Origin of the sequence: Sphingomonas hankookensis (assembly GCF_001619955.1) — a bacterium.
GTDB classification, from domain to species: domain Bacteria; phylum Pseudomonadota; class Alphaproteobacteria; order Sphingomonadales; family Sphingomonadaceae; genus Sphingomonas; species Sphingomonas hankookensis_A.
Map to the genome: position 1 here is coordinate 40,865 of NZ_LQQO01000063.1, position 24,551 is coordinate 65,415.

A 24,551-nucleotide genomic window follows, 5' to 3' on the forward strand; every position below is an offset into this window, starting at 1 on the left:
GTGAGCATCGATCAGGTCGGTACCTACCTGCGTGACTCTTACGATTTCAACGGCAACCAGCCGCTGGGCAGCTGGGGTCCGGGCGGCCTTTTGCGCGTCGCGCTACTCGCACCGGCCATCGAAGTAGAGGTCCGCAAGCAACCCTCCTCTTTCCGACAGGGGTTTGCCTGTTTCCCGGTCAGCAACGACCCGTTCCGGCAATATCGTGGCGTTACGGACATGGGCGGGGACTTCATGATCTATTCGGACATACGCGGGCAGCGACTGGCCCAGCCCGTCACCGTCATGGTGCCACGATGAGCCGGCGGCCGTGGCGTGCGCCGGTAGTCGCGATCGCCTTCGTTGCGGGCACCGCAGTCGGCGCGACTGCCGGACTGCATTGGGCGACGCCGGGTGCCCTGATCGACATCGAAACCTCACCCGACCAGAAAGAACGGGTCGAGCTCTATCGCCCGGATCGCTGGCAGCAGCTGACGGGCCACAATGCAAACGACTATGCCATCGCCCGCCTGTCCTCGACCGCCGACGGCACGATCCTCGCCACCAGTCCGCCCTTCTACCTCGACGGATCGGGCGCGACGCGGTGGTCGCCCCGCGCGGTCGAGATCGGCGTCGCCGCCCGGTACGACCGGGCGACGGGCCGATGGTCGGTGCAATAGCTTACGGCTTGTCCTTCACCTGCCGGTTCAGGAAGTTCAGGATCGTCTTCCACAGATGCTCGCTCACCCCCGGTCCGCCGACGCGGTGGGTCTGCCCCGGATAGAGCATCAGTTCGAACGGTGTCGCCGATTTCTGCATCGCCGCCATCATCGCGGTCGAATGTTCCAGCACGACGTTATCGTCGGCCATGCCGTGGATCAGCAGCATCGGATCGCTGATCTTCGCCGCGTCCGCCACCGTCGCCGACGTGGCATAGGCTTCGGGCACCGTGCGGGGATCGCCCATATAGCGCTCGGTATAATGGGTGTCGTACAGTTCCCAGCGCGACACCGGCGCGCCCGCCACGCCCGCCGCGAACACGCCCGGCGCCTTTTCCAGCATCTTGAGCGTCATATAGCCGCCATAGGACCAGCCATAGGTCGCGATCTTGTCCGGCGCGACGAAGGGCAAGGTCTTGAGATAATTCGCGCCGGCAATCTGGTCGTCGACCTCGACCGATCCCATCGCGCGATAAATCTGGTTCTCGAACGCCTTGCCGCGTTCGGGCGATCCGCGATTATCGATCTCGAACCAGATCCACCCCTGATCGACCAGATATTGGCGCAGCGCCCCGCCCCATGCGCGGCGCACGACCTGGCTGCCCGGCCCGCCATAATGCGAGAAGAACACCGGATAGCGCTTGCCCGGCTCCAGCTTGGGCGTGATCATGTTCCAGTGCAGCACCGACCCGTCGGCCGCCTTGATCTCCCCGAACTGCGTCGGGCGATGGCTGGCGACATAGGGCGCGTAGGGGTGATCGCCGCTCAGCGCATTCTCGTTGATCCACGCGATCCGCTTGGCCGACGTATCCGCCAGATAGGTCTGCGCCGGCTGGTCGGGGTTGGAGCGGGTGACGATCAGCCGCGCCGCCTTCCCGTCCATCGACGCGCCGTAGGACCAGCCCGCCTCGGTCATCCGCGTGACCGCGCCGGGCTTGGACAGGTCGACGCGGTATAGCTGCCGCTCCAGCACATCGTCCTTGTTGGCGAGGAAATAGACGCGCCCCTTCGCCTCGTCGACGCCCGCCAGATCTGCGACCATCCATTTGCCGCTGGTCAGCTGCGTCCACTTGCCTGCCTGCCAGCGGTACAGATGGCCGTACCCGTCGCGCTCCGACCACCAGATGAGACTCCCGTCCTTCATCATGTGATAGGCATCGGACAGGTTGATCCAGCTCTTCGGTCCCGATTCTTCGGTGAACAGCACGGTCGAGCGACCGGTTGTCGGATCGACCTTCAGCATGTCGAGCCTGGTCTGCGCCCGGTCCTGCCGCTGGACCAGCAGCGCCTTGCCATCCGGCGTCCAGTCGACCCGCGCCAGATAGATGTCGGGATCGGGGCCCAGGTCAACCTTCACCCGGCCCGACCCGTCCGGCTTCATCACATACAGGTCGACCAGCACGTTGGGCGTGCCCGCCTTCGGGTAACGCTGCTGATAGATGCTCGTCCCCTCGGCACCGATCGCCGAGCGGGTGACGATGCCGACCGGCGCCTCGTCGAAGCGCTGCACCGCGACCAGCCGGTCGCCCGGCGACCACCAATAGCCGGTACGCCGTCCCATTTCTTCCTGCGCGACGAACTCCGCCTCGCCGAAATGGACATTATCCTTGCCTTCGGTGGTGAGCGCGGTTTCCTTGCCGGTCTTCAGGTCCAGCGCCACCAGGTTCTGGTCGCGTACGAAGCTGACATAGTTGCCCTCCGGGCTGACCACCGGGTTCAGCTCGCCGCTCTCGCTGTTGGTCAGCCGGCGGACCTGGCCGTCGATCGTCGCGAGATAGAGGTCGCCGTCCAGCGGCACGAGGATCGACTTGCCATCGGGCGCCCAGTCATAGGCCAGGATGCCGCGCTTGCCGGTCAGCGAGCGGTCGCGCTCGCGCTGCATCTTTTCCGCTTCGGACAGCGCCGCACCGGTGCCGACCTTCTTGGAATCGACCAGCATCCGCCATTCGCGGGTGGTCGTGTCCATCGCCCACAGATCGAACCGCTCGCGCTCGTCCGCCCGATTGCGCAGCAGCGTGACGTACTTGCCGTCCGGCGACAGCTTCAAATTCTGCGGCTGGCTGCCGTTCAGGTCGGGGCTGGCGAACACCCGCTCCAGAGTCAGCTCGCCGGCCCTTGCCGGATTGCCGGCGGCCGCTGGCTGGGCCGGTTCACTCGCCATCCCGGCCGTTCCCATTGCCAGCAACGCTGCGCCCATCAACCATTTTACCATAGTGCCCCGTATCCTTGCCCGGCACGTCCGCGCCGGTCGTATCGGTTGTTATCGCTTGGGGGACGGCGGAGGTAAATGGCTGAATTAGGCGGGTCGCGGACCGGTCCTACCAATGCCGTACCCCCGCGCAGGCGGGGGTCCAGGGTCACAGGCGCGGGCCGTGGTCAGCTTGGCTCCGGATTCCCGCCTGCGCGGGAATGACGGAACGCCCTACATCGTCTCGCCGGGATCGACGCCCCACAGCCGCGACTGTTCGACATAGCCCCCGCGCCCCTTCACATCGAAGAAGCACCATGCGCCATTGCATCGCGACAACCGCCCGACGACCCCCGGCGCGGCGCGCCACACCACCGCCGCCCCCGCCTGCGGCGACGCGCGCAGTTCGACCACCTCGCGCCCGACAAAGCCGGTGCGCCGGTCGCTCAGCAGCCCGACCTGCAACCATCCACGCGTGCCGTCCGGGTCCTCGACCCGGCGCCAGTCCTGATAGATGTCGAGCACCTTGATCGGCATGTCGGCGCGGCGATAGACCCACTGGGTCGGATAATTCTTGCCCGGCCCGCTGCGCATCCGCGCCTCGCCCGCGGCGATCGACGCATAATAGGGCGTCTTGCGGCGCTGCGCATCGGCCGCTCCCGTCGCAACCACCGTCAGCACCGCCGCCACCGCGATCGATCGCCCGCCCAAGCGCATGATATTGTCCCCGAATGTCTGTCGCTTGCCTGTATCGGCAAGCAGCCCCCCGCGGCAAGCCGTTGACGCCGCCCGCCCCCTTCGCCAATCCGTATGACATGGCCGCAGCATCCCCCCCGCCCCGCACCCCCCGAGTCCAGGTGACGCGGCGGTTGCCGGCGGCGACGGAGGGGCGGATGGCGACGCTGTTCGACACGGTGTTCAGCCCCGACGACCATGCCCTTTCCCGCGACGAACTGGCCGCCGCGATGGCGGACTGCGACGTGCTGGTCCCCGCCGTCACCGACGTCATCGACGCCGAGCTGATCGCCGCCGCGCCCGATCGCCTGCGCCTGATCGCCAATTACGGCGCGGGCGTGAACCATATCGACCTGAAGGCGGCCCACGCCCGCCGCATCCTAGTCACCAACACCCCCGGCGTCCTGACCGAGGATACCGCCGACATGGTGATGGCGCTCATCCTCGCCGTGCCGCGCCGGCTGGCCGAAGGGGAAAAGCTGGTCCGCTCGGGCGAATGGAAGGGCTGGAGCCCCAGCGGCATGCTCGGCCACCGCATCGGCGGCAAGGCGCTGGGCATCGTCGGCATGGGCCGCATCGGCCAGGCCGTCGCACGCCGCGCCCGTGCCTTCGGCCTGTCGATCCATTACCACAACCGCCACCGCCTGCCCGAAACGGTCGAGGCCGAACTCGGCGCCACCTGGCATGCCGACCTCGACGAGATGCTGGGCGTCATCGACCTGCTGACGATCCACACCCCGCGCAATGCAGACAGCGAAAACCTGCTCAACGAGAACCGCATCGCCCGGCTGCGCCGCCACGTCTATCTGATCAACGCCTCGCGCGGCGGCATCGTCGACGAAGAGGCGCTGGTCGATGCCCTCGAACGCGGACGCCTCGCCGGCGCGGGCCTCGACGTCTGGGCGCACGAACCCGCCATCGACCCCCGTCTGCTGGCGCTGCCCAATGTCGTGATGACCCCGCACATGGGATCGGCCACGCTGGAGGGCCGCGTGGCGATGGGGGAAAAGGTGATCACCAACATCCGCGTCTGGGCGGACGGCCACCGCCCGCCGGATCAGGTGCTGGACGGGTTGCGGTAGGATCATTGGGGACAGGCGATGCGGTGGAGATCGATTGCCTCAGGACTGATCCCGATCGTCGCGCCGACCGGCGGAACCGTCGCCATGCCGGCCGCGCAACAAGCCGAAGCGGACAAGCCGATCGTCTGCCCACTATCCGCGCCCTATCGCACCGACAATGCCTTCGCCCGCATCCTGCGCCACGAAATCCCCGCCTCGATCATCGCCGAAAACGCGCGCGTGATGGCGATCGTCCCGATCGACTGGAAACGTCCGGGCCATGCGCTGGTGATCCCCAAGGCGCCGGTCCGCAACCTCTACGAGCTGAGCGACCGCGACATGCTGGCCGTCATGCGGATGGCCAAACGCGTGGCGACCGCGCAGCAGCGTGCGCTGGGCAGCACCGGGTTCGCGGTGCAGCAGAACAATGCCGTCAGCCAGCATGTCTGCCACTTTCACCTGCACGTCATCCCGAACACAGCCCCGGACCCCAGAAGCAACCCGACCCGCGCCGAAATGGACGCCATCGCCCGGCGTTTGAAGGCTGCCCTTCCGCCCGGATGACCGGCCGCTACTCGTCCTCCACGAACCGGCGCTTCGGAAAGGCGGCGCTCCCGTCGTCCACGACCTGCCGAAAGCGCATTGCCAGCCGTCTTTCCGCAACGGGAAGGTCGCGAAAATCGATCGGGATGCGCGCGACTTGCTGCAACCGCCCGTCATACAGATCGATATGCGCCACCGGAAACACGCCCAGGACGAACACCGTCCGGCCAAAGCCTTCGACGTTCCGCAGGTCGATCGTCCGCTCTCGGTACAGCCGGTTCATGCGGATGACGTCGCCATCCAGCGTCCAGCTGAAATCCTGGATCGCGAACCCACCGATTACGAAGCCGAGAATGACCAGTCCGATCGCCAGCCCGGACCAGATTTCAGCCGCGGGCAATGTCGCCCAGTGCCGCACCATCGCCTCTACCAGCGCGATCAGTGCCGCCGATCCGGCCAGAATGATGAACCAGCTCAGCAGGCGCTTGGGCCATCCGGTTCGGAACACGAGCTTCTCTGCCATCGCACCTCGTCCGGCATCTCAGCGGGAAAGCCGACGATAGGACGGCCGTCCTGCGCGATCCAGTCGGTGCAGCCACCCAAAAGCCCGATTCATCCTCCTGGGAGCAGGCGTCCCGCCAATGAGCGCCGGGACTTCTTTGCGGTAGCACAGCAAGAGTAGCTTCAGACCCCAGCCTCCGAGAGGGTGACACGTCGCTGCCGGGAAACCGGACCATCCTCCGGACGGAGCGAGCGCTTTCCTACAGCGACCTTCGCTGCCAATCTGCCCGATGGCCCGGTTGCGGGACGTGCTCTTCGACGGCACCGCTCCATACGCCACGCAAACAGCGCACGAGTGTGAACTTAGTGAACTTGGGAAAAAATATTCAGCCCTTCAAGCTACTCAGCCATTCGGCAATCATCGCCTGCCCCGCGCGCACCGCCGCCGGTCCCAGCGTGCGATATTCTTCGGTCAGGACGCCGCGATGCGTCGGGCAGTCGAGATAGTCGAGCCACGCTTCGAACCGCGCATCCTCGCCCATCTCAGCATGGAATTGGAGTGCCAGCAGGTTGCGCCCCCGCCGGAACCCCTGCCGATAACGCGGCGTCGTCGCCAGCAATTCGGTCCCTTCCGGCAGGTCGAACGTATCGCCATGCCAGTGCAGCACCGGCACCCCGGCGACATGGGCCAGCGGCGACTCCACCCCCGGCGCCAGGTCGATGGGCGCAAAGCCGATCTCGCACCCGGTCCCCCGGGAAACGGGCGATCCCAGCGCCGCCGCCATCATCTGCGCGCCGAGACAGATGCCCAGCGTCGGCCGGTCCGCCGCCAGCCGCCGTGACAATGCGGCGATCTCGCCCGGTATCCACGGGTGCTCGGCGACGTCATACACCCCCATCGGCCCGCCCATCACGATCAGCAGGTCGGGCCGGGTCAGGTCGGCGGTGGCGAAGCTCGGGTCGGTGACGTCGATCCGGTCGATGACATATCCCGCCGCCTCCACCGGCGCGCGGTATCCGGCGCAGCCTTCATAGGGGACGTGGCGGACGATCAGCGCGGACTTCATGGGCACAATCTATCCTGCGCAAGCTGAATGGCACCTGCAATGTTTCTTTGTGTTGCAGTGGTGACGCTTGGGAACCCCGGCCGCCCGAAAATCATTGCCCGGGCATCGCGTAAACAGGAGTAACCCGATGAAGAAGCTCGCAACCATCGCCCTCGCCCTCGCCGCCGGCAGTTCGCTGGCCGCCTGCTCGACCCTGCGCGGCGGCGCGATCGGCGCAGCGGGCGGCGCCGGCATCGCCGCAGCGACCGGCGGCAATGTCGAGAAGGGCGCGGCGGTCGGTGGCGTCGGCGGTGCGGTGGTCGGCACCGTCGCCGACGACTGATATGGAAAGGCCGGGGTAGCGCCTTCGCTACCCCGGCCCGTTACCTTTGCGCCATGCCGGCAGGGATCGCCGATCAATCCCCGGTCAGGATACGGTCGACCAGCTGCTTCACGCTCGGCACGAACCCGTTCGAATAGAAGGGATCGCGCTTGAAATTGTATGCGGCGTGTCCCGCGAACATCAGATTCTGGTCGGTCGGGCCGCCATGGGCGATGTCCTGCAACGTCTTCTGGATGCAGAAGCTGCGCGGATCGGCCAGCCGCCCGGTCGAGTTCGTCTCGCTATCGGCCCAGCTCGAAAAGCTGCACTGCGACAGGCAGCCCATGCAGTCCGCCTGATCCTTCCGGATGATGCCCTTTTCTTCGGGCGTCACGAACACCAAAGTATTGTCCGGCGTCTTCAGCGCGTCGGTGAAGCCCATGCCGAACCATTCGCGCGCGCGCAGCAGGTCGCCCTGCGTCACCCAGAAATTCTTGCCCTTCACCCCGACGTCGAGCTGGAAGACATGGTCGCCCGCCTCCTGCGTCGAGAAAGCGATCTGCCGCTCGGACCGGGCCTCGAGGTTGCGCAGGAACGGGTTGCGCACCGCCGACGAATAGAAACCGGTCGGGCTGAACCGGTGCAGCAGCACCTCGCCCTCCTCGATCTCCATCAGCTTCGCCTTCCATTCGGGCGGGATCGGGCTTTCCTGCGTCAACAGCGGCCGGGTGCCGAACTGGAACGCGATCTTGCCGAGCTCGGGATTGTCGATCCAGTCGTTCCAGTCGCGCAGATACCACACGCCGCCGGCCATCACGATCGGCACGTCGTCCGAGATGCCGCCCTCGCGCATCGTCGCGCGCAGGTCGCGGACGCGGGGGTACGGGTCCTGCGGCTCCAGCGGGTTCTCGGCATTCGACAGGCCGTTATGCCCGCCGGCCAGCCACGGATCCTCATAGACGACCGCCGCCAGCCATTCCGACGCCTTGGAATAGGCGCGCTTCCACAGCGCGCGGAACGCCCGGCCCGACGACACGATCGGCAGATAGCTGACGCCGTAGGACGCGGTGATCTCCGACAGCTTGTACGGCATGCCCGCGCCGCAGGTCACGCCCGACACCAGCCCACGCGTCCGCTCCAGCACGCCATGCAGGATGCGCTGGGCACCGCCCATTTCCCACAGCACGTTGATGTTGATCGCGCCCTTGCCGCCGGCGATCTCCCACGCGCGCCGCACCTGCTGCACCGCGCCCTCGATCGCATATTCGATCAGTTCCTCATGGCGTTCGCGGCGGGTCAGCGCCTTGTACACCTGGGGCACGATCTTGCCCTCGGCGTCATAGCTGTCGGCATTGACCGCCGAGACGGTGCCGATGCCGCCCGCCGCCGCCCAGGCGCCAGCCGATGCGTGATTGGTCGCGGCAACGCCCTTGCCCCCTTCGATCAGCGGCCAGACTTCGCGGCCGTTATAGACGATGGGCGACAGACCTTTGAACAACGCGACCTCCAACGGGAACTTCGTTGCGGCACGCATCGCGCCACCGCATCCGGCCGTCATTACTGCCAGCAGCGCCCGATGGCGAGCAAATTGCGTGGCGTCGATCGGCCGGCACGTTATCGTGCGATATGCGCGCCCGTCTCCTGCTCCTGGCCTTTGCCTTCCCCGCCGCCAGTTGCGCCGCTCCGCCGGGCCGTGAGCAGGTGCTGATGGAGGAGATCGAGCGAACGATCAGCCTGCCGGACGACGCCTATCCCATGCGAACCTATGCTCGCCACTACGCGTTCCGCAGCCCGACCGCGGTGGAGGCAGTTTACGTCATTCCGATCGAACCGACCGACTGGCAGGAGGACGTGGCGGCATTCACCAGAGGCAATCGGCGTGCACCCACCGCGCGCGAGATCGAGGACATCAAGGCGATGAATGCCTTGTCTCGCGAACAATGGGGCGGAGCGGGCAGAAGATACTGGCATGCCACGCCCGACATGCTCCCGATGATAAGTGACGGTGGCTGTGCCCAGCTAACCATCCGGTACGACCCCGCGATCAAGCGCTTCTCGATGGTGGGGTGCAACGGCGAGGTACCATCGGCAAGCGGGTCCCGATAATCGCCTACCCCAACGCCCCCAGCCGCCCCAGCGCCCGCTCGTACAGCGCCTTGTACGCGGCGATCATCTTCGCCTCGTCGAACTCCGCCCGTGCCTTGGCGAGGTTCGCCTCCCCCACCCGTCGGCGCGCGTCGGCGTCGACCGCAAGCGTCTGCAACCGGTCGCGCAGATGCACCTCGTGCCGGTCGATGCCCATGAACGGATGGTTCTCGTCCGCCACCATCGCCATGATATCGCCGACCGGCGGCGCGACCACCGGCAGGCCGGTCGCCATCGCCTCCATCACCGAAATCGGCTGCTGCTCGCTGCGCGACGACAGGGCGAAGATGTCGAACAGCCCCATATAGCGATAGGGTTCGGGCAGGAAGCCGGGCAGCACGACCCGGTCGTCGATCCCCATCGCCTCCGCCGCGTCGAGGATCGCCTGCCGCTCCGGCCCCTCGCCGACGATGACCAGCCGCACCTTGACCGCGATCCCGCCGACCGCGCGGACCAGCAGCGGCAGGTCCTTCACCTCGCGCAGGCCAGCGACGGTGCCGATCACCACCTCGCCCGGCTTGCGCTTCAGCCCCGGAATGGCATCCGCCGCGACCGGTTCGGCATAGCGCTCGACCGGGATGCCGTTGCCGATCAGGTGCAGCCGGTGGTCGGGCTGTTTCCACGGCCCCCCCGCGACCTGCATCAACCGCTGCGACGGCACGACCAGCGCCTCCGCTGCGCCAAGCGCGAACCGGCGATACAGGTTGCGCACCGGGTTCAGTCGGGTCGCCTCGTCCTCGTTGAAGCCGTCCTCGTGATGGACCACCGGCGGCGTGCCCCTGGCGAAGACCCGCTTCGCCATCACCCCGTCGATCGCCCCCCAATTATAGGTCAGCACCAGATCGAAGCGGCGCATATATTTCGCGATCGCCTCGTACCGCGCGACCGACGGCTTGCCGGTCAGCGGCGGCGGATTCTGCGCGATTTCGTAGCGGATATAGTCCGCGATGGCCGAGCGCGCCTCGGTACGCTCCGGCACGCCCGACACGATCGTATGCACCGCGCGGTCGCCCCAGGCATGCATCAGCCGGATCGCCCGCGCTTCCTTGCCGCCATAGGCGAAGGACGAATGCAGGTGGAGGATGCGGACCGGCACGCTCACTGGCCGGCGACCCGCGCCAGCAGCCGGTCGATCGCCGCGACCGACTCCGGCTCGGTCAGGACCGGGGCATGGCCGACATCGGCGACCGTCGTCAGCTCCGCCCCGTCCAGCCGCGTTACCATCGCCTCCGCCACGGTCGCCGGCAGGATATCCGACAGTCTCCCGCGCAGGATACCGACCGGCTTGCCCGCCAGCGCCTCATAGGCGCGCCACATGTCCGGCCCCGCCTCGTTGCCCGGCACGCGGAACGGCTCGGCGATCTTCATGTCATAGTCGAGGATGATCCGCCCGGCCGAGTTCAGCCGGTGCAGCCGCTTCGCCATGTGCAGCCAGTCCTGCACCTGATAGGTCGGATAGGCGTCGCCATTCCCTTCGGCCAGCGCACGCGCGGCGTGCATCCAGGTGGGATGGCTGACCTGTTTCCCGACATAGCCGCGAATCCGTCCCAGCCCCGCCGGGTCCAGCTCCGGCCCGACATCGTTGAGCAGCGCCGCGGCGATCCGGTCGCGATCGGTCGCCGCCAGCAACATGGTCAGGATACCGCCCAGCGACGTCCCGAACGCGACGACGCGCGGCAGCTCGAGCTGGTTCAGCAGCGCCTCGACATCCTGGAGGTAGACCAGCGGCACATAGCTCATCGGATCGCGGGCATAGCCGCTTTCGCCGCGCCCGCGCATCTCGGGCACGATCAGCCGCCACTCTCCGGCCAGCCGGTCGGCGACATCCTCCCAGTCGCGCGCGTTGCGCGTCAGCCCGTGCAGGCACAGGATCGCCGGCCGGTCCGTGCGTCCGCCGCCCTGCCCGCCATAGTCGCGATAATGCAGTCGGAGGCCGTCGTTCGACCACCAATAGCCATCGGTGAAGCGTTGCTTGTCCAAAAGCGCCATCGCACCCCATATCGCCGCATGGCCGAAAACCCGCAACCCGCTCGCTATCGTCCCCGCACCGATATTCTGTCGCTCGGCGCCCCGTTCTATGACGCGGTCGCCGCAGCCCAGTTCCCGGCGCACACCCTGCGCTTCAGGAACGACCGCGCGGCGGGGCAGATCGGGATCGTCCCTGCGTCGCGTACCCCCGCGCAGGCGGGGGTCCAGAGCCTAGCAGAGCCCAGCGCAGCGATTGAAACCCTGGATCCCCGCCTTCGCGGGAATACGCTTCCGCTATCCGACGCCCAATGGATCGACCATTTCGGCCGCTTCGTACCGCTCCCCGGCAGCCTCTCCGAACCGCTGGCGCTCCGCTACCACGGCCACCAGTTCCAGTCGTACAACCCCGATATCGGCGACGGACGCGGCTTCCTTTTCGCGCAGGCGACCGATACCCATGACCGCCTGCTCGACCTCGGCACCAAGGGATCGGGCCAGACCCCGTACAGCCGGTTCGGCGACGGCCGCCTGACACTGAAGGGCGGCGTGCGCGAAGTGCTGGCTACCGAGATGCTGGAAGCGCTGAACGTCCCCACCTCGCGCAGCTTCTCGCTGATCGAAACCGGCGAGGAACTGGTGCGCGGCGACGAGCCCTCACCCACCCGCTCGGCGGTACTGGTCCGGCTGAACCACAGCCATGTCCGCATCGGCACCTTTCAGCGCCTCGCATACGAACGTGATGCGGAAGCGATGCACCGGCTGGTCGACTATGTCCTGACCCGCCTCTACCACCGCACGCCGGGCAGCGAACCGGCGATCGAGCTGTTCGACGAAGCGGTCGGCCGCATCGCGACGCTGGCGGCGCGGTTCATGGCGGCGGGTTTCGTCCACGGCGTCCTCAACACCGACAATATCAACCTGACCGGCGAGAGCTTCGACTATGGCCCGTGGCGGTTCGCGCCGACCTGGGATGCCGGCTTCACCGCCGCCTATTTCGACCATCACGGCCTCTACGCCTATGGCCGGCAGCCCGATGCGATGCACTGGAACGCGATGCAGCTGGCGGTGGCGCTGCGCACCGTCGTCGACGCCCCGCCGCTGATCGCCGTCCTCGAAACCTTCCCGGAGCGCTATGCCCGGGCGGCGGCCGAAGCCATCCTCTGGCGCCTCGGCGTCCGCCCCCGCGGCGCCGACGAAGACCGCGCGCTCGCCGATGCGGTGACGACCGCGCTGGCGACCTCCGCCATGCCGATCGACGCCTTCTATCATCACGCATTCGGCGGCTGGCTGCCCGAAGGCGAGGAATGGGCCGCGTTCGAGGAAGTCCGCGCCCGCCTGTCCGACTATCACCCGCGCACCGACCGCAGCCACCCCTACTGGTCCGACGCGAACCCTTGTTCGATGCTGATCGACGAGGTGGAGGCGATCTGGGCGCGGATCGCCGAGGCCGATGACTGGTCGCTGTTCGACGCGAAGGTCGCCGCGATCCGCCGGATGGGCGCGGCGCTTACCTGATATCAACCATCATCCACGAAACTGGCGCCGTCCCGCATTCTGGTTCAAGGATGCGGCAAAGCTGAAACCGGACGACCCTAGATATGCCCGAACTCGTCTCGACCGAACCCGCCACCGGCGCGACGCTGTGGCGTGGACCGGTCGGCAATGTCGACACCGAAATCGCCGCCGCGCGTGGCGGCTGGGCCGGCTGGGCATCGCGCCCGCTGGCATATCGCATCGAAGCGATGCGGCGCTTCGCCAATGTGGTGCGCAGCCGGTCGGAACCCTTTGCCGACATCATCGCCCGCGAAACCGGCAAGCCGCTCTGGGAAGCCCGCACCGAGGTCGAAACGGTCGTCGCCAAGGTCGAGATTTCGATCAGCGCCTATGCCGAACGCACCAGCCAGCGGCGGCTGGAATCGCCGATGAACGCCCGCACCGCGCTGCGTCACAAGCCGCATGGCGTGCTGGCGGTGCTCGGGCCGTACAACTTCCCCGCACACCTGCCCAACGGCCACATCGTCCCCGCGCTGATCGCCGGCAACGCGGTGGTCTTCAAACCGTCGGAAAAGACCCCGGCCACCGGCGCGTTCCTCGTCGAATGCTTCCACGCCAGCGGCGTCCCGGAGGATTGCGTCCGCCTGCTGATCGGCGGCCCCGATGAAGGGCGCGCACTCGCCTCGCATCCCGATATCGACGGCCTGTTGTTCACCGGATCGTCGCGGACCGGCATCGCGCTCAACCGCCAGTTCGCCGAAACGCCGGACAAGATCCTCGCGCTCGAAATGGGCGGCAACAATCCGATCATCGTGTGGAACACGCCCGATTTGTACGCTGCCGCGGTGCTGGTGGTGCAGTCGGCCTTTACCTCCGCCGGACAGCGATGCACCGCCGCGCGCCGGCTGATCGTCGAGCGGCGTCTGGCCGAGCCGCTGCTCGCCGAGATCAACCGGCTGTGCGAACGGCTCATCATCGGCGAACCCCATGCCGATCCCGCGCCGTTCATGGGTCCGGTGATCGACAACGAAGCCGCCGACCAGCTGACCGAGAGCTTCCTGTCGCTTTCGGCCCGCGGGGGCCGTCCGCTGCGCTTCATGCAGCGCCTGGTCGAGGGGCGTCCGTTCCTGACGCCGGGCATCATCGACATGTCCGACACGCCCGAACGCGCCGATGTCGAGCTGTTCGGCCCGTTGCTTCAGGTGTTCCGCGTCGACAGTTTCGACGACGCCCTGGCCGAAGCGAACAACACCCGCTACGGCCTGTCCGCCTCGCTCATCTCGCCCGACCCGCAGCTCTACGACCGGTTCTGGGCGAACATCCGCGCCGGCATCGTCAACTGGAACCGCCCGACCAACGGCGCGTCGTCGGGCGCACCGTTCGGCGGGATCGGCCTGTCGGGCAACCATCGCCCGTCGGCCTATTATGCCGCCGACTATTGCGCCTATCCGGTCGTGTCGGCCGAAGCCGAGCAGGTCCGCGCATCGATCGGCATCGGGCTGCGCAACCAATAGGCTGCTAAACAATCCCTTCCCGCCCCCCAAGCAAGCGTCGGTTGCCTGCGAACCGCCCCGGCAGCATCTACGCCAGCATGGCAACGTTACTCGATCCGACCGCGCGCGGGCGCGTCATCCTTGTCGGCGCAGGTCCCGGCGATCCCGGCCTGCTGACCGTGCGCGCCGTCGAGGCGCTGAAGACCGCCGACGTCGTCGTCCATGACGGGCTGATCGATCCGCGCGTCCTCGACCTCGCGCCCGCGACCGCACAGCGCATCTCGGTCGCCAAGCAGCGCGCGCGCCACACCCTGCCGCAGGAATCGATCAACGCGCTGATCGTCGCCCATGTGAAGACCGGCGCGATCGTCGTCCGGCTGAAGGGCGGCGACCCGTTCATCTTCGGTCGCGGCGGTGAAGAGGTCGAGGCGGTCCGCGCCGCCGGCCTGACCGTAGAGGTCATTCCCGGCGTCTCGGCCGCGCTCGGCTGTGCGGCGGGCGCGATGCTGCCGCTCACCCATCGCGACTGGTCGTCGGCGGTCAGCTTCGTCGCCGGCCAGTGCAAGGGCTTAAGCGAACAGGACTGGTCGGGCCTCGCCGGACAGGGTCGCACGCTGGTCATCTATATGGGCGTCGCCACTGCCGAGGCGATCGCCGACAAGCTGATGGCCGATGGCGTCGCCCCCGACATGCCGGTCGCGGTGCTGGAGCGCGGCACCTATGCCGACGCTCGCGCGCTGCGCACCCTGCTCGCCGATCTCGGCCCGATGGTCGCGCGCGAGGATGTGAAGAGCCCGGCGGTGATCGTCGTCGGCGAAGTGGTGCAACTGGCCGATGCCGAGGACAAGCTCGGCAATTGGGCGAAAGCGGCGGAGTTGCTGGCATGAAGCTGCTGACCGGAAACGACCTCGCCACCGGCGACGTGACCTGGTGGACCGGCGGCGACTGGTCGCGCCATGTCGAGGATGCGGCGGACGTCGGTGAGGACGGTGAACGCATCGCCCTGGTCGAGGAAGCCGCCCGCCGGGTCAACGTGCCGTACGTGATCGACGCGGTGGCAACCCCCGAAGGCCCCCGCCCCGCCCACATCAAGGACCGCATCCGCGCCCTCGGCCCCACGGTGCGCACCGACCTGACGCTAAAGCCCGCCGACCCCGACGCCGGAGCGTGGGTGATCTAATCAAGCTCCTCCCCGCTCCGCGGGGAGGGGGACCAGCCGCAGGCTGGTGGAGGGGGGTGTCCCCAAGCGCAGCATCGCTGACGCAACACCCCTTCCCCGCCAACGGAGAGGACTTCGAAGTGTACCAATACGACACCTACGACCAGTCGATCGTCGACGCCCGCGTCGCGGAGTTCCGTGATCAGGTCGAACGCCGCCTGTCGGGCCATCTGACCGAGGATCAGTTCAAGCCGCTGCGGCTGATGAACGGCCTGTATCTTCAGCTCCACGCCTACATGCTGCGGGTCGCCATCCCCTATGGCACGCTGTCGTCGACGCAGATGCGGGTGCTGGGCGACATCGCGCGCACATACGACCGCGGCTATGGCCATTTCACCACGCGGCAGAACCTCCAGTTCAACTGGATCAAGCTGGCCGACACGCCCGACATTCTGGAAAAGCTGGCGAAGGTCGAGATGCACGCCATCCAGACCAGCGGCAACTGCATCCGCAACATCAGCTCGGACCAGTTCGCCGGCGCCGCCGCCGACGAGCTGACCGATCCGCGCCCCTGGGCCGAGCTGCTGCGCCAGTGGAGCACCTTCCACCCCGAATTCAGCTACCTGCCGCGCAAGTTCAAGATCGCGGTCATCGCGGCTGACGAAGACCGTGCCGCGATGCGCCTGCACGACATCGGCCTGCGCATCGTCGAACGGGACGGCGTGGCGGGGGCCGAGGTCTATGTCGGCGGCGGCATGGGCCGCACGCCGATGATCGCGCCGCTGGTCAACGACTTCGTGCCGTTGTCCGACCTGATGAGCTATCTCGAAGCCTGCCTGCGCGTCTACAATCGCTACGGCCGCCGCGACAACATGTACAAGGCGCGGATCAAGATCCTGATCCACGAGATCGGCGTCGACCAGTATCGTGCCGAGGTCGCCGAAGAGTTCGCGCACATCAAGACGCTCGGCATCGATCCGCCCCAAGCCGAATTCGACCGTATCGCGGCCTTCTTTGCCGATCCCGCCTTTGCCGATACCTCGGCCGACGCCCCGGTCGATCGCAGCGACGCCGGCTTCGCCGCGTGGCTCGACCAGAACACGCACGCCCACAAGCGCGCGGGCTACACCATCGTGACGATCAGCCTGAAGCCGACCGGCGGCATCCCCGGCGACGCTTCGGCGGATCAGATCGATGCGATGGCCGATCTGGCGGAGGCGTACAGCTTCGCCGAACTGCGCGTCACCCATGCGCAGAACATCGTCCTGCCGCATGTCCGCTCGGGCGACCTGCGCGCGGTCTATGACCGGCTGGTGGCGATCGGGCTGGCCGAGGCCAATCTCGACCTCATTACCGACATCATCGCCTGCCCCGGCCTCGATTATTGCAGCCTCGCCAATGCCCGCTCGATCCCGCTCGCGCAGAAGATCGCCGATCGCTTCGCCGATCCGGTCCGCCAGCGGGACCTCGGCGAACTGAAGCTCAAGATCAGCGGCTGCATCAACGCCTGCGGCCACCATCATGCCGGGCATATCGGCATCCTCGGCGTCGACCGGAAGGGGACCGAGAACTACCAGCTGCTGCTCGGCGGATCGGGCGCGGAGGACGTGTCGCTCGGCAAGATCACCGGCCCGGGCTTTTCGGAGGACGGCGTGGTCGACGCGATCGAGCGCGTCACCGACCGCTATCTCGCCGAACGGAACGACGGGGAGCGCTTCGTCGACACCTATCGCCGGATCGGCATGGAACCGTTCAAGGAGGCGATTTATGGGTAAGCGATCCGCCGTTTTCCCGGCCGCGCCGCATGCGCTCTATGCCGAACACGGCTACTCCCCGGCAATCCGCGCCAACGGCCTGTTGTTCGTATCCGGGCAGGTCGGCGCGCGCAGCGACGGCACGCCCGAACCCGACCTCGCCGACGAGGTTGCGCTGGCCTTCGCCAACCTGACCGCCGTGCTGGCTGGGGCCGGCTGCACCCCGGCGGACGTCGTCGATGTGCAGATCTTCACCACCGATCCCGAAGCGGTCCTGCCGCTGCTGTTCGCGCACCATCCGGCCTATTGGGGCGATGCGCCCCTGCCCGCGCTGACCGCGACCGGCGTAACCTGGCTCGCCGGGTTCCGCTTCGAACTGAAAGTCGTCGCGCGCCTGCCCGACAATGGAGAGACGGCATGAACGAACCGCTGCGCCTGCGCGACGATGCCGCGCATGACGAACCCGCCGTCACCCTCGACGCGTTCCTCGGTCAGTCGAACTCGACCGCCGTTCGGATCGAAGCGGGCGACGACGCCCGTCTGCTTCTCCCGTACCTCGACCGACTGTCCCTGATCGAGGTCAGCTTCCCCAAATTCCGCGACGGACGCGGCTATTCGGCCGGGCGCATCCTGCGCGAGGCAGGCTATACCGGCGAACTGCGGGCCGAAGGCGACGTGCTCGTCGACCAGATTCCGCTGATGCGCCGCTGCGGCTTCGACAGCTTCGCGCCCTCCGCCCCGATCGATCGCGCCGCGCTCGACCGCGTGCTCGAACGCTACGACCATGTCTATCAGGCCGCGGCCGACGGGCATGTCCCGGTGTGGAAACTGCGCCATGGCTGATGCCGATCCCGACATCCGCGTGCGCGACCGGCTGACGGTCGGGCCGCGCTACACCGCCGCCGATGCCGCGGCGCTGAACGCCCGTTTCGACCGCGTGTCGACGCAGGAAATGCTGACCGTTGCCCTGCGCGAACGGCTGCTGGGTAACGTCGCGGCCGTATCGTCGTTCGGCGCAGAATCCGCGGTGTTGTTGCACCTGATCGCCTCTGTCGATCCGTCGGTCCCTGTCCTGTTTCTCGAAACCGGCAAGCATTTCCCCGAAACGCTCGCCTATCGCGACCTGCTGGTCGAACGGCTGGGCCTGACCGATTTCCGCAACCTGACGCCCGATGCCGATCTGCTGGCAGCAAAGGACGCAACAGGTCTGCGCTGGTCCTACGATCCGGACGGCTGCTGCGACCTGCGCAAGGTCGAACCGCTTGCGCGCGGCTTGCTGGGCTTCGATGCCAGCTTCACCGGGCGCAAGGCGTTCCAGTCGGCAACCCGCACCGCCCTGCCCCGCTTCGAACTTGATACCTCGGACGCGGTCGGCCGGTTGAAGGTCAATCCGCTCATCACCTGGACCCCGGCCGACATCGACGCCTATTTCGCGCAGCACGACCTGCCGCGCCACCCGCTGGTCGAACAGGGTTTCCCGTCGATCGGCTGCCAGCCCTGCACCAACCGGGTAAAGCCGGGCGAAGACCCGCGATCCGGCCGCTGGGCCGGCTGGGACAAGGTCGAATGCGGGATTCACAAGCCGCTGCCCGACGGCGATCCGAACCTGCCGAGCTTCTGAGGCGCGCTTGCCCCCGCCAGCGTTCGGGGGCAAAGCGGCGCGATGCAGCAATCGGCAGTCGCCTATTTCACCAACGGTCGGATCATCATCGCGCCAGTCTCGCGCACCGTGTCGGGGGACAACATCGCCACCGATCCGAAATGGTTCGGCAAGTCGGCCAAGAAGACGGTAATCGCGCAGGCGATCGGCGAAGGGCTGGCAGCATCCCGTGCCGACGTACCCGACCCGACGTCCGAAGAGTGGAAGCGCCAGTTCATTCCGTTTCAGGATGCGGCGGCAGTAAAGAATTTCAAGACGTTCATGCGCGACGCCCGGCGCGTCGATATCGAACGAACCGACGATGCGGTGACGCTAACCCCGTTCGACAATCTCGGCCCGAATAACGGCTTCGAAGCGCGGGAGAGCGACATCGTGACGCTCGTCACCGAGGATACGGAAACCCTCGCGGTCCATGTTCTGGCGTTGCTCGGCCTGCGACCGCCGGCCATGTCGGGCTGACCAAGCCGGCGGCCCCGTCGTCAGTCGCGCCCGAAAAAGTACACCGCCTCCAGGACGAACCCGAGCACGATTAGGAACCGCTCATAGGGCAGGCGTTCCGGCGGTTCGCCGGCGCGCACGACAGGCATCGCACCGCTACGGCGGAGCAGTTCCTCGCGGTGCAGCCGTGCGATCACGATCCCCGGATCGCCTTCCGGCTCATACGGCCCCGGCGAACCGTACAGCATCGGCACCTCGGTCAGCAGCCCCTGCTCGACCTTCTGCGCCGCCTCGGCACGTTGTCGCAGGTGTTCGGCAAAGGCGTCGCCGTCACCGTCGACGGTGCCGGTCGGAACCTTGTTGCGCAGTTCCTCCATCCATCGACCGGTCATATCGCGCCTCCGCCGTGCATCAGGACCGCTCTACCGGCGCAGGGTAAACGAAAAGGAAGCGGCGCGGACGATCACGCCCGTGCCGCTCGTTCGCCTCAAGCCCAGGCCTTGGTCCGCACCGCATGGTCCGCCGCACGCGCGGTCAGCGCCATGAAGGTCAGCGACGGATTGACGCACGACACCGACGCCATCTGCGCACCGTCGGTGACGTACAGGTTCGACGCGTCGTGCGCCTGACTCCACTGGTTCAGCACCGACCTCCGCGGGTCCGCCCCCATGCGCGCGCCGCCCATTTCATGGATCGCATCGCCCGGGACATGGGCGCCTTCATAGCTGTGGACGTTCACCAGACCGGCGGCCTTCAGCATCTTCTCGCCCTCGATGCGGGCGTCGGCCATCATCTTGAGCTCGTTGTCGCGGAAGGTGACGTCGAACTTCATCAGCGGCACGCCGAACCGGTCGACCTTGTTCGCATGCAGCGACACCCGGTTGTCGGCATAGGGCAGGCACTCGCCGAACGCACCCATCCCGAACTTCCACGGGCCGTACTGGCGCATGCCGTGCTTCATATCCTTGCCGAAGCCGACCGGAGCCGCCGGATCGCGCCGCGCGCTGCCCTGATAGCCATAGCCACGACGGAAGCCGACACCTTCCTCGCCATTCAGGTTGCGGAAGCGCGGAACATAGACCCCGCCCGGCCGCCGCCCGAATTCGATCAGGTCGGTCATGCCCGGAATCTCGCCCTCCGCGCCGACGCGGAAGATATGGTCCATCACATAGCGGCCCAGCGTCCTGCTGCTGTCGAAATGGCTGCGACCGCCACCGCCCATGCGCGAGTTCATCAAAATCTGCGTCGACGCCATCGCCGATGCGCACAGGAACACCATGCCGGCCTGCACCGTCTGCGCCTGGCCGGTCTTCGCATCGATGAAGCGGACCCCGGTCACTTTCTTACGCGCGGCATCATATTCGAGGTTCGTGACCACCGCATCGGACTGCAGCGTCAACCGCCCGGTCGCCCGCGCAGCAGGCAGCGTCACCGCCTGGGTCGAGAAATAGGCGCCGAACGAACAGCCATTGCCGCACTGGTTGCGGAACTGGCACTTGCTGCGGTTCTGGTCGGGCTTGTCCTCGGTCATGTTGGACAGGCGGGTGTGGATCAGCTTGCGCCCCGGAAACTGGGTCTCCAGCCGCTGCTTCAGCCACTTCTCCGCGACGTTCATCGGCATCGGCGGCTGGAATTCGCTGTCGGGCAGGTATGGCAGGTTCTCACGCGATCCCGACACGCCGATATATTTCTCGACATAGCTGTACCAGGGCGCGACGTCGTCATAGCCGATCGGCCATTCGCCATCGATCCCTTCGCGCGTGTTCGCCGCGAAGTCGTCCGCACTCCACCGGAACGACCAGCGCCCCCAGATCAGCGACTTGCCGCCGACCGCACCGGGGCGGATCCAGTAGAATTTTTCCCCCTCGTCGAACGCATAGGGGTTCAGCCGGTCGTCATTGTAGAACTGCCGGCTGCTCGGCGCGACATAGCCGTGCTTGGCGATGAAATAGTCGCTGTCCATCAGCGGCTTGGGCATCATGTTGCGCGCCGGCACCTCGTAGGCCGGCTTCCCGTCATAGGGATAGCCCTCGATATGCTCGACCATGCGCCCGCGGTCGAGCATCAGGACGCGCAGGCCCTTTTCGGTCAGTTCCTTCGCGGCGAACCCGCCGCTGACGCCGGACCCGATGACGATCGCGTCGAACCTGTTGGTGGCAGCCATATGTCCCCTCCCAGGGTCTTGATTCTATTCAGTAACGCAGCGCGCGCAGCGTGCGGTAGCTCGTCGTGATGTCGGGCAGATAGGGCGCAGGCGCCTGGTCGTTCTCGACATAGAAATGGCGGACACCCCGGCTTCCCGGACGGCGGAACAGCGCAGCGAAATCGGTCTTGCCGGCACCCACCGCGGTCATGCTGCCATCGGCGCGCGCGTCCTTCACATGATAGGCGTAGAGGCGCGGTCCCAGCCGGTCGATCCAGCCGCCGACATCCTCGCCGGCATGGCCGACCCAATAGAGGTCGAGTTCGACCTTCACCAGCGACGGGTCGGTTTCCTTGAGCAGCCGTTCGTACAGGCTGACCCCGCCCGGCTTCACCGTGAATTCGAAGTCGTGATTGTGATAGGCGAAGCCCAACCCCGCCTTGCGCAGGTCGCGGGCGAAGCGGTTGATATTGGGCAATGCCTTCGCCCAACCGGCTTCGTTGCGATATTCGTCGGTCATGTACGGCAGGATGACCGTATCGGCGCCCAGCGTCTTCGCCATCGCCACCTGCCTGTCGAACGAGCCGAGCAGCGCGTCATAGCCGATATGGACCGATGGCGAGGTCAGCCCCAGCCGGTCCATCGTCCGCCGCAGCATCTTGTGGTCCATGGCGTCGTACCCGCCGCCGCCATATTCGACCTCGCGATAGCCGATCTTCGCGATCGACGTCAGCGTCGCGACCGGGTCCTTCTGGAACAGGTCGCGGACGGTGTAGAGCTGGATACCGATCTTGCCGATCTGTGCGGCCGACGCGGTACGGGTGGCGGCGAGCGCGGCGACGCCGCCCGCCCCGATCAGGAGGTTCCTGCGATCGATCATCATGCGCTGTAGACCTTGTTGACCTTGGAATAGGGAAAGGCGCCGTCATATTCGCCGGGCACCGGCAGATATTCGCGCTCCTGCGTCATGCCGATTTCCGACGTATAATAGCCGGCGATGACCAGCTGGCGGAACGCTTCGAAGAACGTCTTGCCGCCGGTGATCCGGTCGTTCATCGCCAGCGTCAGCAGCGCGTCCTGCTGTGCCGGTGTCGCCTTGGCGGTCGACACGCGGTAATCGGCCATCGACTTCGCCTCGATCGCGTCCAGTCCGGCGAGGATCGGCACGCGCTCGGCCGGATAGGACCAGTCGGCGAGCAGCTTTTCGATATAGGCCGGCACCCCGGCGGCGATCGCGCCAGGCGTATCGGTGGTCGGCAGCACCCGCTCGCTCAGAGCGGTCATCGCCGCCCGCTGCACGGGCGTGAACACCGCCACGCTCGGCGGCCCTTCGCTGATGGCGGGCACCGGCGTGGTGACCGGTCCGCTCGCCCCCGCGGCCCGCGCGAGCGGTGCGTAGAGCGCGGTGCCGAACATCGCCGCGACGCCGGCCAGCGCCGTCCTCCGGTCGATCATTTCATCGTCTCCTTCAAATCCTGCGCGATGGCGGCTTCGGGCAAGGGGCGGACCCAGATATTGCGGAACGACACCGGCGAATCATGGTCCTGCAACTGGATCGGCGCGGCATCGCCATGCGCCGTATATGTCGCGACCTGCCGCCAGACGGTCGTGCCCAGCATCGCCTGATGATTCTGCACCAGCACCCCGTTCAGGAACGCCGTGACATAGGCCGGCCGCACCAGCGATCCGTCGGCGGCAAAGCGCGGCCGTTCGAACACGATGTCGTAGCTCTGCCATTCGCCGGGCGCGCGCGACGCGTTCACCAGCGGCGGTTTCCAGCCATAGACCGCGCCCACCGTGCCATCGGCATAGGTCGGGTTCTGATAGCCATCGAGGATCTGCACCTCGTAGCGCTGCATGAACCAGATACCGCTATTGCCGCGATCCTGCGACGATTTGGTCGGCGGGTTGGGCGAACGGAACTCCAGATGGAGTTGCACATCGCCGAAGCTCTGCTTCGTCACCAGCGCATTCTCGCCCCCGGCGCTGGCGCGCGACGGCACGGTCATCGCCCCGTCCTTGATCGGCCATGCCATGCGCTGCGGCGTCCATGCATCGAGCGAGCGCCCGTCGAACAACACCACCGCGTCGGACGGCGCACCGCCGGGCTGCTTCGCCGGCGTCACCGCCACCGGCGCAGGCCGGTCGGCGTCGTGGACGCGCCACTGACCACCCGGCAGCATCGGCGTATCCTTGAACCCCGGCTTGTCCTGCGCGACACCGGATGCTGAGAGCGTTATCAACGTCGCGCCGAGCGCGACCATCGTGCGGAGCGTCATCCTCGCCTCCCCCTTAAACCTGATCGATCCGGCGATAGGCGGCGACCAGCGCCTCCTCCCCCGGTCGGCCTTTCAGCGAATTGCCATGTTCCATCCCGATCACCCCGGCATAGCGCTTGTCGCGCAGCCAGCGGACGATCGTCGCATAGTTGATCTCACCCGTGCCCGGCTCGTTCCGCCCCGGATTGTCGCCGAACTGGATATAGCCGATCTCGTCCCAGCACGCGGCAAGCGTCGGGATCAGATTCCCCGACTGAATCTGTTCGTGATACAGGTCGGCCAGAACCTTCACGCCCGGACTGTTCGCACCGCGCGCGACGGCATAGCCCTGCGCCACGGTCTGCATATAGACGCCGGGATGGTCGGTGCGGGTGTTGAGCGGCTCCATCACCATCGCGATGCCGTGCGGCGCGACGATCTCGCCCGCGCGACGCATCACGTCGATCACCCGCGCGGTCTGGATATCCAGCGGGACGCGCGGGTCCATGAAGCCGGTGACCACGGTCATCCGCGTCGCCGACAGCCGCTTGGCGACGTCGATCGACTTGCGGATATCGCTCAGGAACGCCTCGCGCTCCGCGCCATCGGTCGCGCCCAGGATCGGCCGCGACTGTGCCCATTTCGGCATGGAGGCGACGAACACGCCCATCGTCATGCCGCGCTGTTGCAGCGCCTTGGCCATCGCCGTCTGCTCGGCAACGCTGCGCAGGCCCGCCTCGTTATCCTCCCAGGCGGTAAAGCCCTGATCGGCGGCATAGGCGATCTGTTCGATCCGCCCGCCCCGACTGGCGAAGCTGCCTTCGTGCGGCGCGAACTTCAGCGAGAAGCGCGCCGCGTTGGACGGCGGACGTTGTGCCGCGCCGACGCCGACCGCCAGCGTCGCCGCAGCGCCGCCGGCCATCACCGTGCGTCGCGACACGCCGC

General features: G+C 67.0%; 28 protein-coding genes. 15 read left to right on the plus strand and 13 right to left on the minus strand.

Annotated features, from left to right (window positions below; all coding sequences use genetic code 11):
* Positions 1-300 (plus strand): DUF6402 family protein, encoded by a 300-nt coding sequence (locus AVT10_RS16935; RefSeq protein WP_066694206.1) that lies wholly within the window; start codon positions 1-3, stop codon positions 298-300.
* Complete coding sequence (locus AVT10_RS16940) at positions 297-659, plus strand: hypothetical protein (protein ID WP_066694209.1); 363 nt, start codon at positions 297-299, stop codon at positions 657-659. Before AVT10_RS16935 ends, AVT10_RS16940 begins: the two co-directional genes overlap by 4 nt.
* A gap of 1 nt (position 660) precedes the next feature.
* On the opposite strand, the gene AVT10_RS16945 is transcribed toward AVT10_RS16940, so the two are convergent.
* Together AVT10_RS16945 and AVT10_RS16950 are read right to left on the minus strand one after the other, a co-directional pair.
* A complete protein-coding gene (locus tag AVT10_RS16945) occupies positions 661-2,895 on the minus strand; it encodes a S9 family peptidase (protein ID WP_420038522.1) in 2,235 nt (744 codons plus the stop codon).
* 225 nt (positions 2,896-3,120) lie between these two features.
* Positions 3,121-3,603 (minus strand): SH3 domain-containing protein, encoded by a 483-nt coding sequence (locus AVT10_RS16950; RefSeq protein WP_066694212.1) that lies wholly within the window; start codon positions 3,601-3,603, stop codon positions 3,121-3,123.
* 98 nt (positions 3,604-3,701) lie between these two features.
* Between AVT10_RS16950 and AVT10_RS16955 the strand changes: the two genes are divergently transcribed.
* Positions 3,702-4,703 carry a 2-hydroxyacid dehydrogenase gene (locus AVT10_RS16955; protein ID WP_066694215.1) on the plus strand — a complete coding sequence of 334 codons (1,002 nt, stop codon included), beginning with the start codon at positions 3,702-3,704 and terminating at the stop codon, positions 4,701-4,703.
* An 18-nt stretch (positions 4,704-4,721) separates the two neighbouring features.
* Positions 4,722-5,246, plus strand: coding sequence for an HIT family protein (locus tag AVT10_RS16960; RefSeq protein WP_066694218.1), 525 nt, complete (start codon positions 4,722-4,724; stop codon positions 5,244-5,246).
* Positions 5,247-5,253: 7 nt separating this feature from the next.
* On the opposite strand, the gene AVT10_RS16965 is transcribed toward AVT10_RS16960, so the two are convergent.
* Together AVT10_RS16965 and AVT10_RS16970 are read right to left on the minus strand one after the other, a co-directional pair.
* The gene (locus AVT10_RS16965; RefSeq protein ID WP_066694221.1) at positions 5,254-5,748 is read right to left on the minus strand and encodes a hypothetical protein; all 495 of its coding nucleotides are present in this window, start codon (positions 5,746-5,748) and stop codon (positions 5,254-5,256) included.
* Between the two features lie 364 nt (positions 5,749-6,112).
* Positions 6,113-6,793 (minus strand): glutamine amidotransferase-related protein, encoded by a 681-nt coding sequence (locus tag AVT10_RS16970; protein WP_066694230.1) that lies wholly within the window; start codon positions 6,791-6,793, stop codon positions 6,113-6,115.
* A 127-nt stretch (positions 6,794-6,920) separates the two neighbouring features.
* Here AVT10_RS16970 and AVT10_RS16975 point away from each other — a divergent pair, with 127 nt between their 5' ends.
* On the plus strand, positions 6,921-7,115 hold the full coding sequence (locus AVT10_RS16975; protein ID WP_066694232.1) for a hypothetical protein: 195 nt from the start codon (positions 6,921-6,923) through the stop codon (positions 7,113-7,115).
* 73 nt (positions 7,116-7,188) lie between these two features.
* On the opposite strand, the gene AVT10_RS16980 is transcribed toward AVT10_RS16975, so the two are convergent.
* Positions 7,189-8,592: an NAD(P)H-dependent flavin oxidoreductase gene (locus tag AVT10_RS16980; protein WP_066694568.1), complete on the minus strand. Its 1,404-nt coding sequence runs from the start codon at positions 8,590-8,592 to the stop codon at positions 7,189-7,191.
* 128 nt (positions 8,593-8,720) lie between these two features.
* On the opposite strand from AVT10_RS16980, the gene AVT10_RS16985 reads away from it, so the two are divergent.
* Positions 8,721-9,200, plus strand: coding sequence for a hypothetical protein (locus AVT10_RS16985; RefSeq protein ID WP_066694234.1), 480 nt, complete (start codon positions 8,721-8,723; stop codon positions 9,198-9,200).
* 4 nt (positions 9,201-9,204) lie between these two features.
* Here AVT10_RS16985 and AVT10_RS16990 read toward each other — a convergent pair whose 3' ends face one another.
* Both AVT10_RS16990 and AVT10_RS16995 read right to left on the minus strand, forming a co-directional pair.
* Positions 9,205-10,341, minus strand: coding sequence for a glycosyltransferase family 4 protein (locus AVT10_RS16990; protein ID WP_066694236.1), 1,137 nt, complete (start codon positions 10,339-10,341; stop codon positions 9,205-9,207).
* Positions 10,338-11,228, minus strand: coding sequence for an alpha/beta fold hydrolase (locus tag AVT10_RS16995; RefSeq protein ID WP_066694241.1), 891 nt, complete (start codon positions 11,226-11,228; stop codon positions 10,338-10,340). Before AVT10_RS16995 ends, AVT10_RS16990 begins: the two co-directional genes overlap by 4 nt.
* A gap of 18 nt (positions 11,229-11,246) precedes the next feature.
* On the opposite strand from AVT10_RS16995, the gene AVT10_RS17000 reads away from it, so the two are divergent.
* From AVT10_RS17000 to AVT10_RS17040, 9 genes are all read left to right on the plus strand, one after another.
* Positions 11,247-12,722: a protein adenylyltransferase SelO family protein gene (locus AVT10_RS17000; protein WP_066694256.1), complete on the plus strand. Its 1,476-nt coding sequence runs from the start codon at positions 11,247-11,249 to the stop codon at positions 12,720-12,722.
* Positions 12,723-12,805: 83 nt separating this feature from the next.
* A complete protein-coding gene (gene astD / locus AVT10_RS17005; protein ID WP_066694259.1) occupies positions 12,806-14,215 on the plus strand; it encodes a succinylglutamate-semialdehyde dehydrogenase in 1,410 nt (469 codons plus the stop codon).
* Between the two features lie 77 nt (positions 14,216-14,292).
* Entirely contained in the window at positions 14,293-15,081 is a 789-nt protein-coding gene (gene cobA, locus AVT10_RS17010; protein ID WP_066694261.1) for a uroporphyrinogen-III C-methyltransferase, read from the plus strand.
* Positions 15,078-15,374, plus strand: a complete 297-nt coding sequence (locus AVT10_RS17015) for a DUF2849 domain-containing protein (RefSeq protein ID WP_066694263.1) — start codon at positions 15,078-15,080, stop codon at positions 15,372-15,374. Before cobA ends, AVT10_RS17015 begins: the two co-directional genes overlap by 4 nt.
* Before the next feature lie 119 nt (positions 15,375-15,493).
* Positions 15,494-17,128 carry a nitrite/sulfite reductase gene (locus tag AVT10_RS17020; protein WP_066694264.1) on the plus strand — a complete coding sequence of 545 codons (1,635 nt, stop codon included), beginning with the start codon at positions 15,494-15,496 and terminating at the stop codon, positions 17,126-17,128.
* Positions 17,121-17,528, plus strand: coding sequence for a Rid family hydrolase (locus tag AVT10_RS17025; protein WP_066694265.1), 408 nt, complete (start codon positions 17,121-17,123; stop codon positions 17,526-17,528). The genes AVT10_RS17020 and AVT10_RS17025 overlap by 8 nt, the downstream gene beginning before the upstream one ends.
* Positions 17,525-17,950, plus strand: a complete 426-nt coding sequence (locus AVT10_RS17030) for a DUF934 domain-containing protein (RefSeq protein ID WP_066694267.1) — start codon at positions 17,525-17,527, stop codon at positions 17,948-17,950. The genes AVT10_RS17025 and AVT10_RS17030 overlap by 4 nt, the downstream gene beginning before the upstream one ends.
* Positions 17,943-18,728: a phosphoadenylyl-sulfate reductase gene (locus tag AVT10_RS17035; protein ID WP_066694268.1), complete on the plus strand. Its 786-nt coding sequence runs from the start codon at positions 17,943-17,945 to the stop codon at positions 18,726-18,728. The genes AVT10_RS17030 and AVT10_RS17035 overlap by 8 nt, the downstream gene beginning before the upstream one ends.
* Positions 18,729-18,770: 42 nt before the next feature.
* Entirely contained in the window at positions 18,771-19,226 is a 456-nt protein-coding gene (locus AVT10_RS17040; RefSeq protein ID WP_066694269.1) for a hypothetical protein, read from the plus strand.
* 20 nt (positions 19,227-19,246) lie between these two features.
* On the opposite strand, the gene AVT10_RS17045 is transcribed toward AVT10_RS17040, so the two are convergent.
* The 6 genes from AVT10_RS17045 to AVT10_RS17070 form a co-directional block, all read right to left on the minus strand.
* A complete protein-coding gene (locus AVT10_RS17045; protein WP_126014460.1) occupies positions 19,247-19,597 on the minus strand; it encodes a hypothetical protein in 351 nt (116 codons plus the stop codon).
* A 95-nt stretch (positions 19,598-19,692) separates the two neighbouring features.
* Positions 19,693-21,369: a GMC oxidoreductase gene (locus AVT10_RS17050; protein WP_066694271.1), complete on the minus strand. Its 1,677-nt coding sequence runs from the start codon at positions 21,367-21,369 to the stop codon at positions 19,693-19,695.
* Positions 21,370-21,397: 28 nt separating this feature from the next.
* A complete protein-coding gene (locus tag AVT10_RS17055) occupies positions 21,398-22,228 on the minus strand; it encodes a sugar phosphate isomerase/epimerase family protein (protein ID WP_232308070.1) in 831 nt (276 codons plus the stop codon).
* Positions 22,228-22,803, minus strand: coding sequence for a gluconate 2-dehydrogenase subunit 3 family protein (locus AVT10_RS17060; protein WP_066694275.1), 576 nt, complete (start codon positions 22,801-22,803; stop codon positions 22,228-22,230). Before AVT10_RS17060 ends, AVT10_RS17055 begins: the two co-directional genes overlap by 1 nt.
* The gene (locus tag AVT10_RS17065) at positions 22,800-23,627 is read right to left on the minus strand and encodes a 3-keto-disaccharide hydrolase (protein WP_066694278.1); all 828 of its coding nucleotides are present in this window, start codon (positions 23,625-23,627) and stop codon (positions 22,800-22,802) included. The genes AVT10_RS17060 and AVT10_RS17065 overlap by 4 nt, the downstream gene beginning before the upstream one ends.
* A 13-nt stretch (positions 23,628-23,640) precedes the next feature.
* Entirely contained in the window at positions 23,641-24,546 is a 906-nt protein-coding gene (locus tag AVT10_RS17070) for a hydroxypyruvate isomerase family protein (RefSeq protein ID WP_232308071.1), read from the minus strand.
* Positions 24,547-24,551 lie beyond the last annotated feature (5 nt).

What these genes read in the sequence shown, in the direction of transcription:
- AVT10_RS17025 (WP_066694265.1), top strand. Translation starts at nt 17,121, where the DNA reads ATGGGTAAGCGATCCGCCGTTTTCCCGGCCGCGCCGCATGCGCTCTAT.
- AVT10_RS17060 (WP_066694275.1), bottom strand. Translation starts at nt 22,803, where the DNA reads ATGATCGACCGGAGGACGGCGCTGGCCGGCGTCGCGGCGATGTTCGGC.
- AVT10_RS17015 (WP_066694263.1), top strand. Translation starts at nt 15,078, where the DNA reads ATGAAGCTGCTGACCGGAAACGACCTCGCCACCGGCGACGTGACCTGG.
- AVT10_RS16995 (WP_066694241.1), bottom strand. Translation starts at nt 11,228, where the DNA reads ATGGCGCTTTTGGACAAGCAACGCTTCACCGATGGCTATTGGTGGTCG.
- AVT10_RS17035 (WP_066694268.1), top strand. Translation starts at nt 17,943, where the DNA reads ATGGCTGATGCCGATCCCGACATCCGCGTGCGCGACCGGCTGACGGTC.
- AVT10_RS17050 (WP_066694271.1), bottom strand. Translation starts at nt 21,369, where the DNA reads ATGGCTGCCACCAACAGGTTCGACGCGATCGTCATCGGGTCCGGCGTC.
- AVT10_RS17040 (WP_066694269.1), top strand. Translation starts at nt 18,771, where the DNA reads ATGCAGCAATCGGCAGTCGCCTATTTCACCAACGGTCGGATCATCATC.
- AVT10_RS17065 (WP_066694278.1), bottom strand. Translation starts at nt 23,627, where the DNA reads ATGACGCTCCGCACGATGGTCGCGCTCGGCGCGACGTTGATAACGCTC.
- AVT10_RS16945 (WP_420038522.1), bottom strand. Translation starts at nt 2,895, where the DNA reads ATGGGCGCAGCGTTGCTGGCAATGGGAACGGCCGGGATGGCGAGTGAA.
- AVT10_RS17045 (WP_126014460.1), bottom strand. Translation starts at nt 19,597, where the DNA reads ATGACCGGTCGATGGATGGAGGAACTGCGCAACAAGGTTCCGACCGGC.
- AVT10_RS16985 (WP_066694234.1), top strand. Translation starts at nt 8,721, where the DNA reads ATGCGCGCCCGTCTCCTGCTCCTGGCCTTTGCCTTCCCCGCCGCCAGT.
- AVT10_RS16970 (WP_066694230.1), bottom strand. Translation starts at nt 6,793, where the DNA reads ATGAAGTCCGCGCTGATCGTCCGCCACGTCCCCTATGAAGGCTGCGCC.
- AVT10_RS16965 (WP_066694221.1), bottom strand. Translation starts at nt 5,748, where the DNA reads ATGGCAGAGAAGCTCGTGTTCCGAACCGGATGGCCCAAGCGCCTGCTG.
- AVT10_RS16955 (WP_066694215.1), top strand. Translation starts at nt 3,702, where the DNA reads ATGGCCGCAGCATCCCCCCCGCCCCGCACCCCCCGAGTCCAGGTGACG.
- AVT10_RS16940 (WP_066694209.1), top strand. Translation starts at nt 297, where the DNA reads ATGAGCCGGCGGCCGTGGCGTGCGCCGGTAGTCGCGATCGCCTTCGTT.
- AVT10_RS17055 (WP_232308070.1), bottom strand. Translation starts at nt 22,228, where the DNA reads ATGATCGATCGCAGGAACCTCCTGATCGGGGCGGGCGGCGTCGCCGCG.
- AVT10_RS16960 (WP_066694218.1), top strand. Translation starts at nt 4,722, where the DNA reads ATGCGGTGGAGATCGATTGCCTCAGGACTGATCCCGATCGTCGCGCCG.
- AVT10_RS17000 (WP_066694256.1), top strand. Translation starts at nt 11,247, where the DNA reads ATGGCCGAAAACCCGCAACCCGCTCGCTATCGTCCCCGCACCGATATT.
- cobA (WP_066694261.1), top strand. Translation starts at nt 14,293, where the DNA reads ATGGCAACGTTACTCGATCCGACCGCGCGCGGGCGCGTCATCCTTGTC.
- AVT10_RS16975 (WP_066694232.1), top strand. Translation starts at nt 6,921, where the DNA reads ATGAAGAAGCTCGCAACCATCGCCCTCGCCCTCGCCGCCGGCAGTTCG.
- AVT10_RS16950 (WP_066694212.1), bottom strand. Translation starts at nt 3,603, where the DNA reads ATGCGCTTGGGCGGGCGATCGATCGCGGTGGCGGCGGTGCTGACGGTG.
- astD (WP_066694259.1), top strand. Translation starts at nt 12,806, where the DNA reads ATGCCCGAACTCGTCTCGACCGAACCCGCCACCGGCGCGACGCTGTGG.
- AVT10_RS17030 (WP_066694267.1), top strand. Translation starts at nt 17,525, where the DNA reads ATGAACGAACCGCTGCGCCTGCGCGACGATGCCGCGCATGACGAACCC.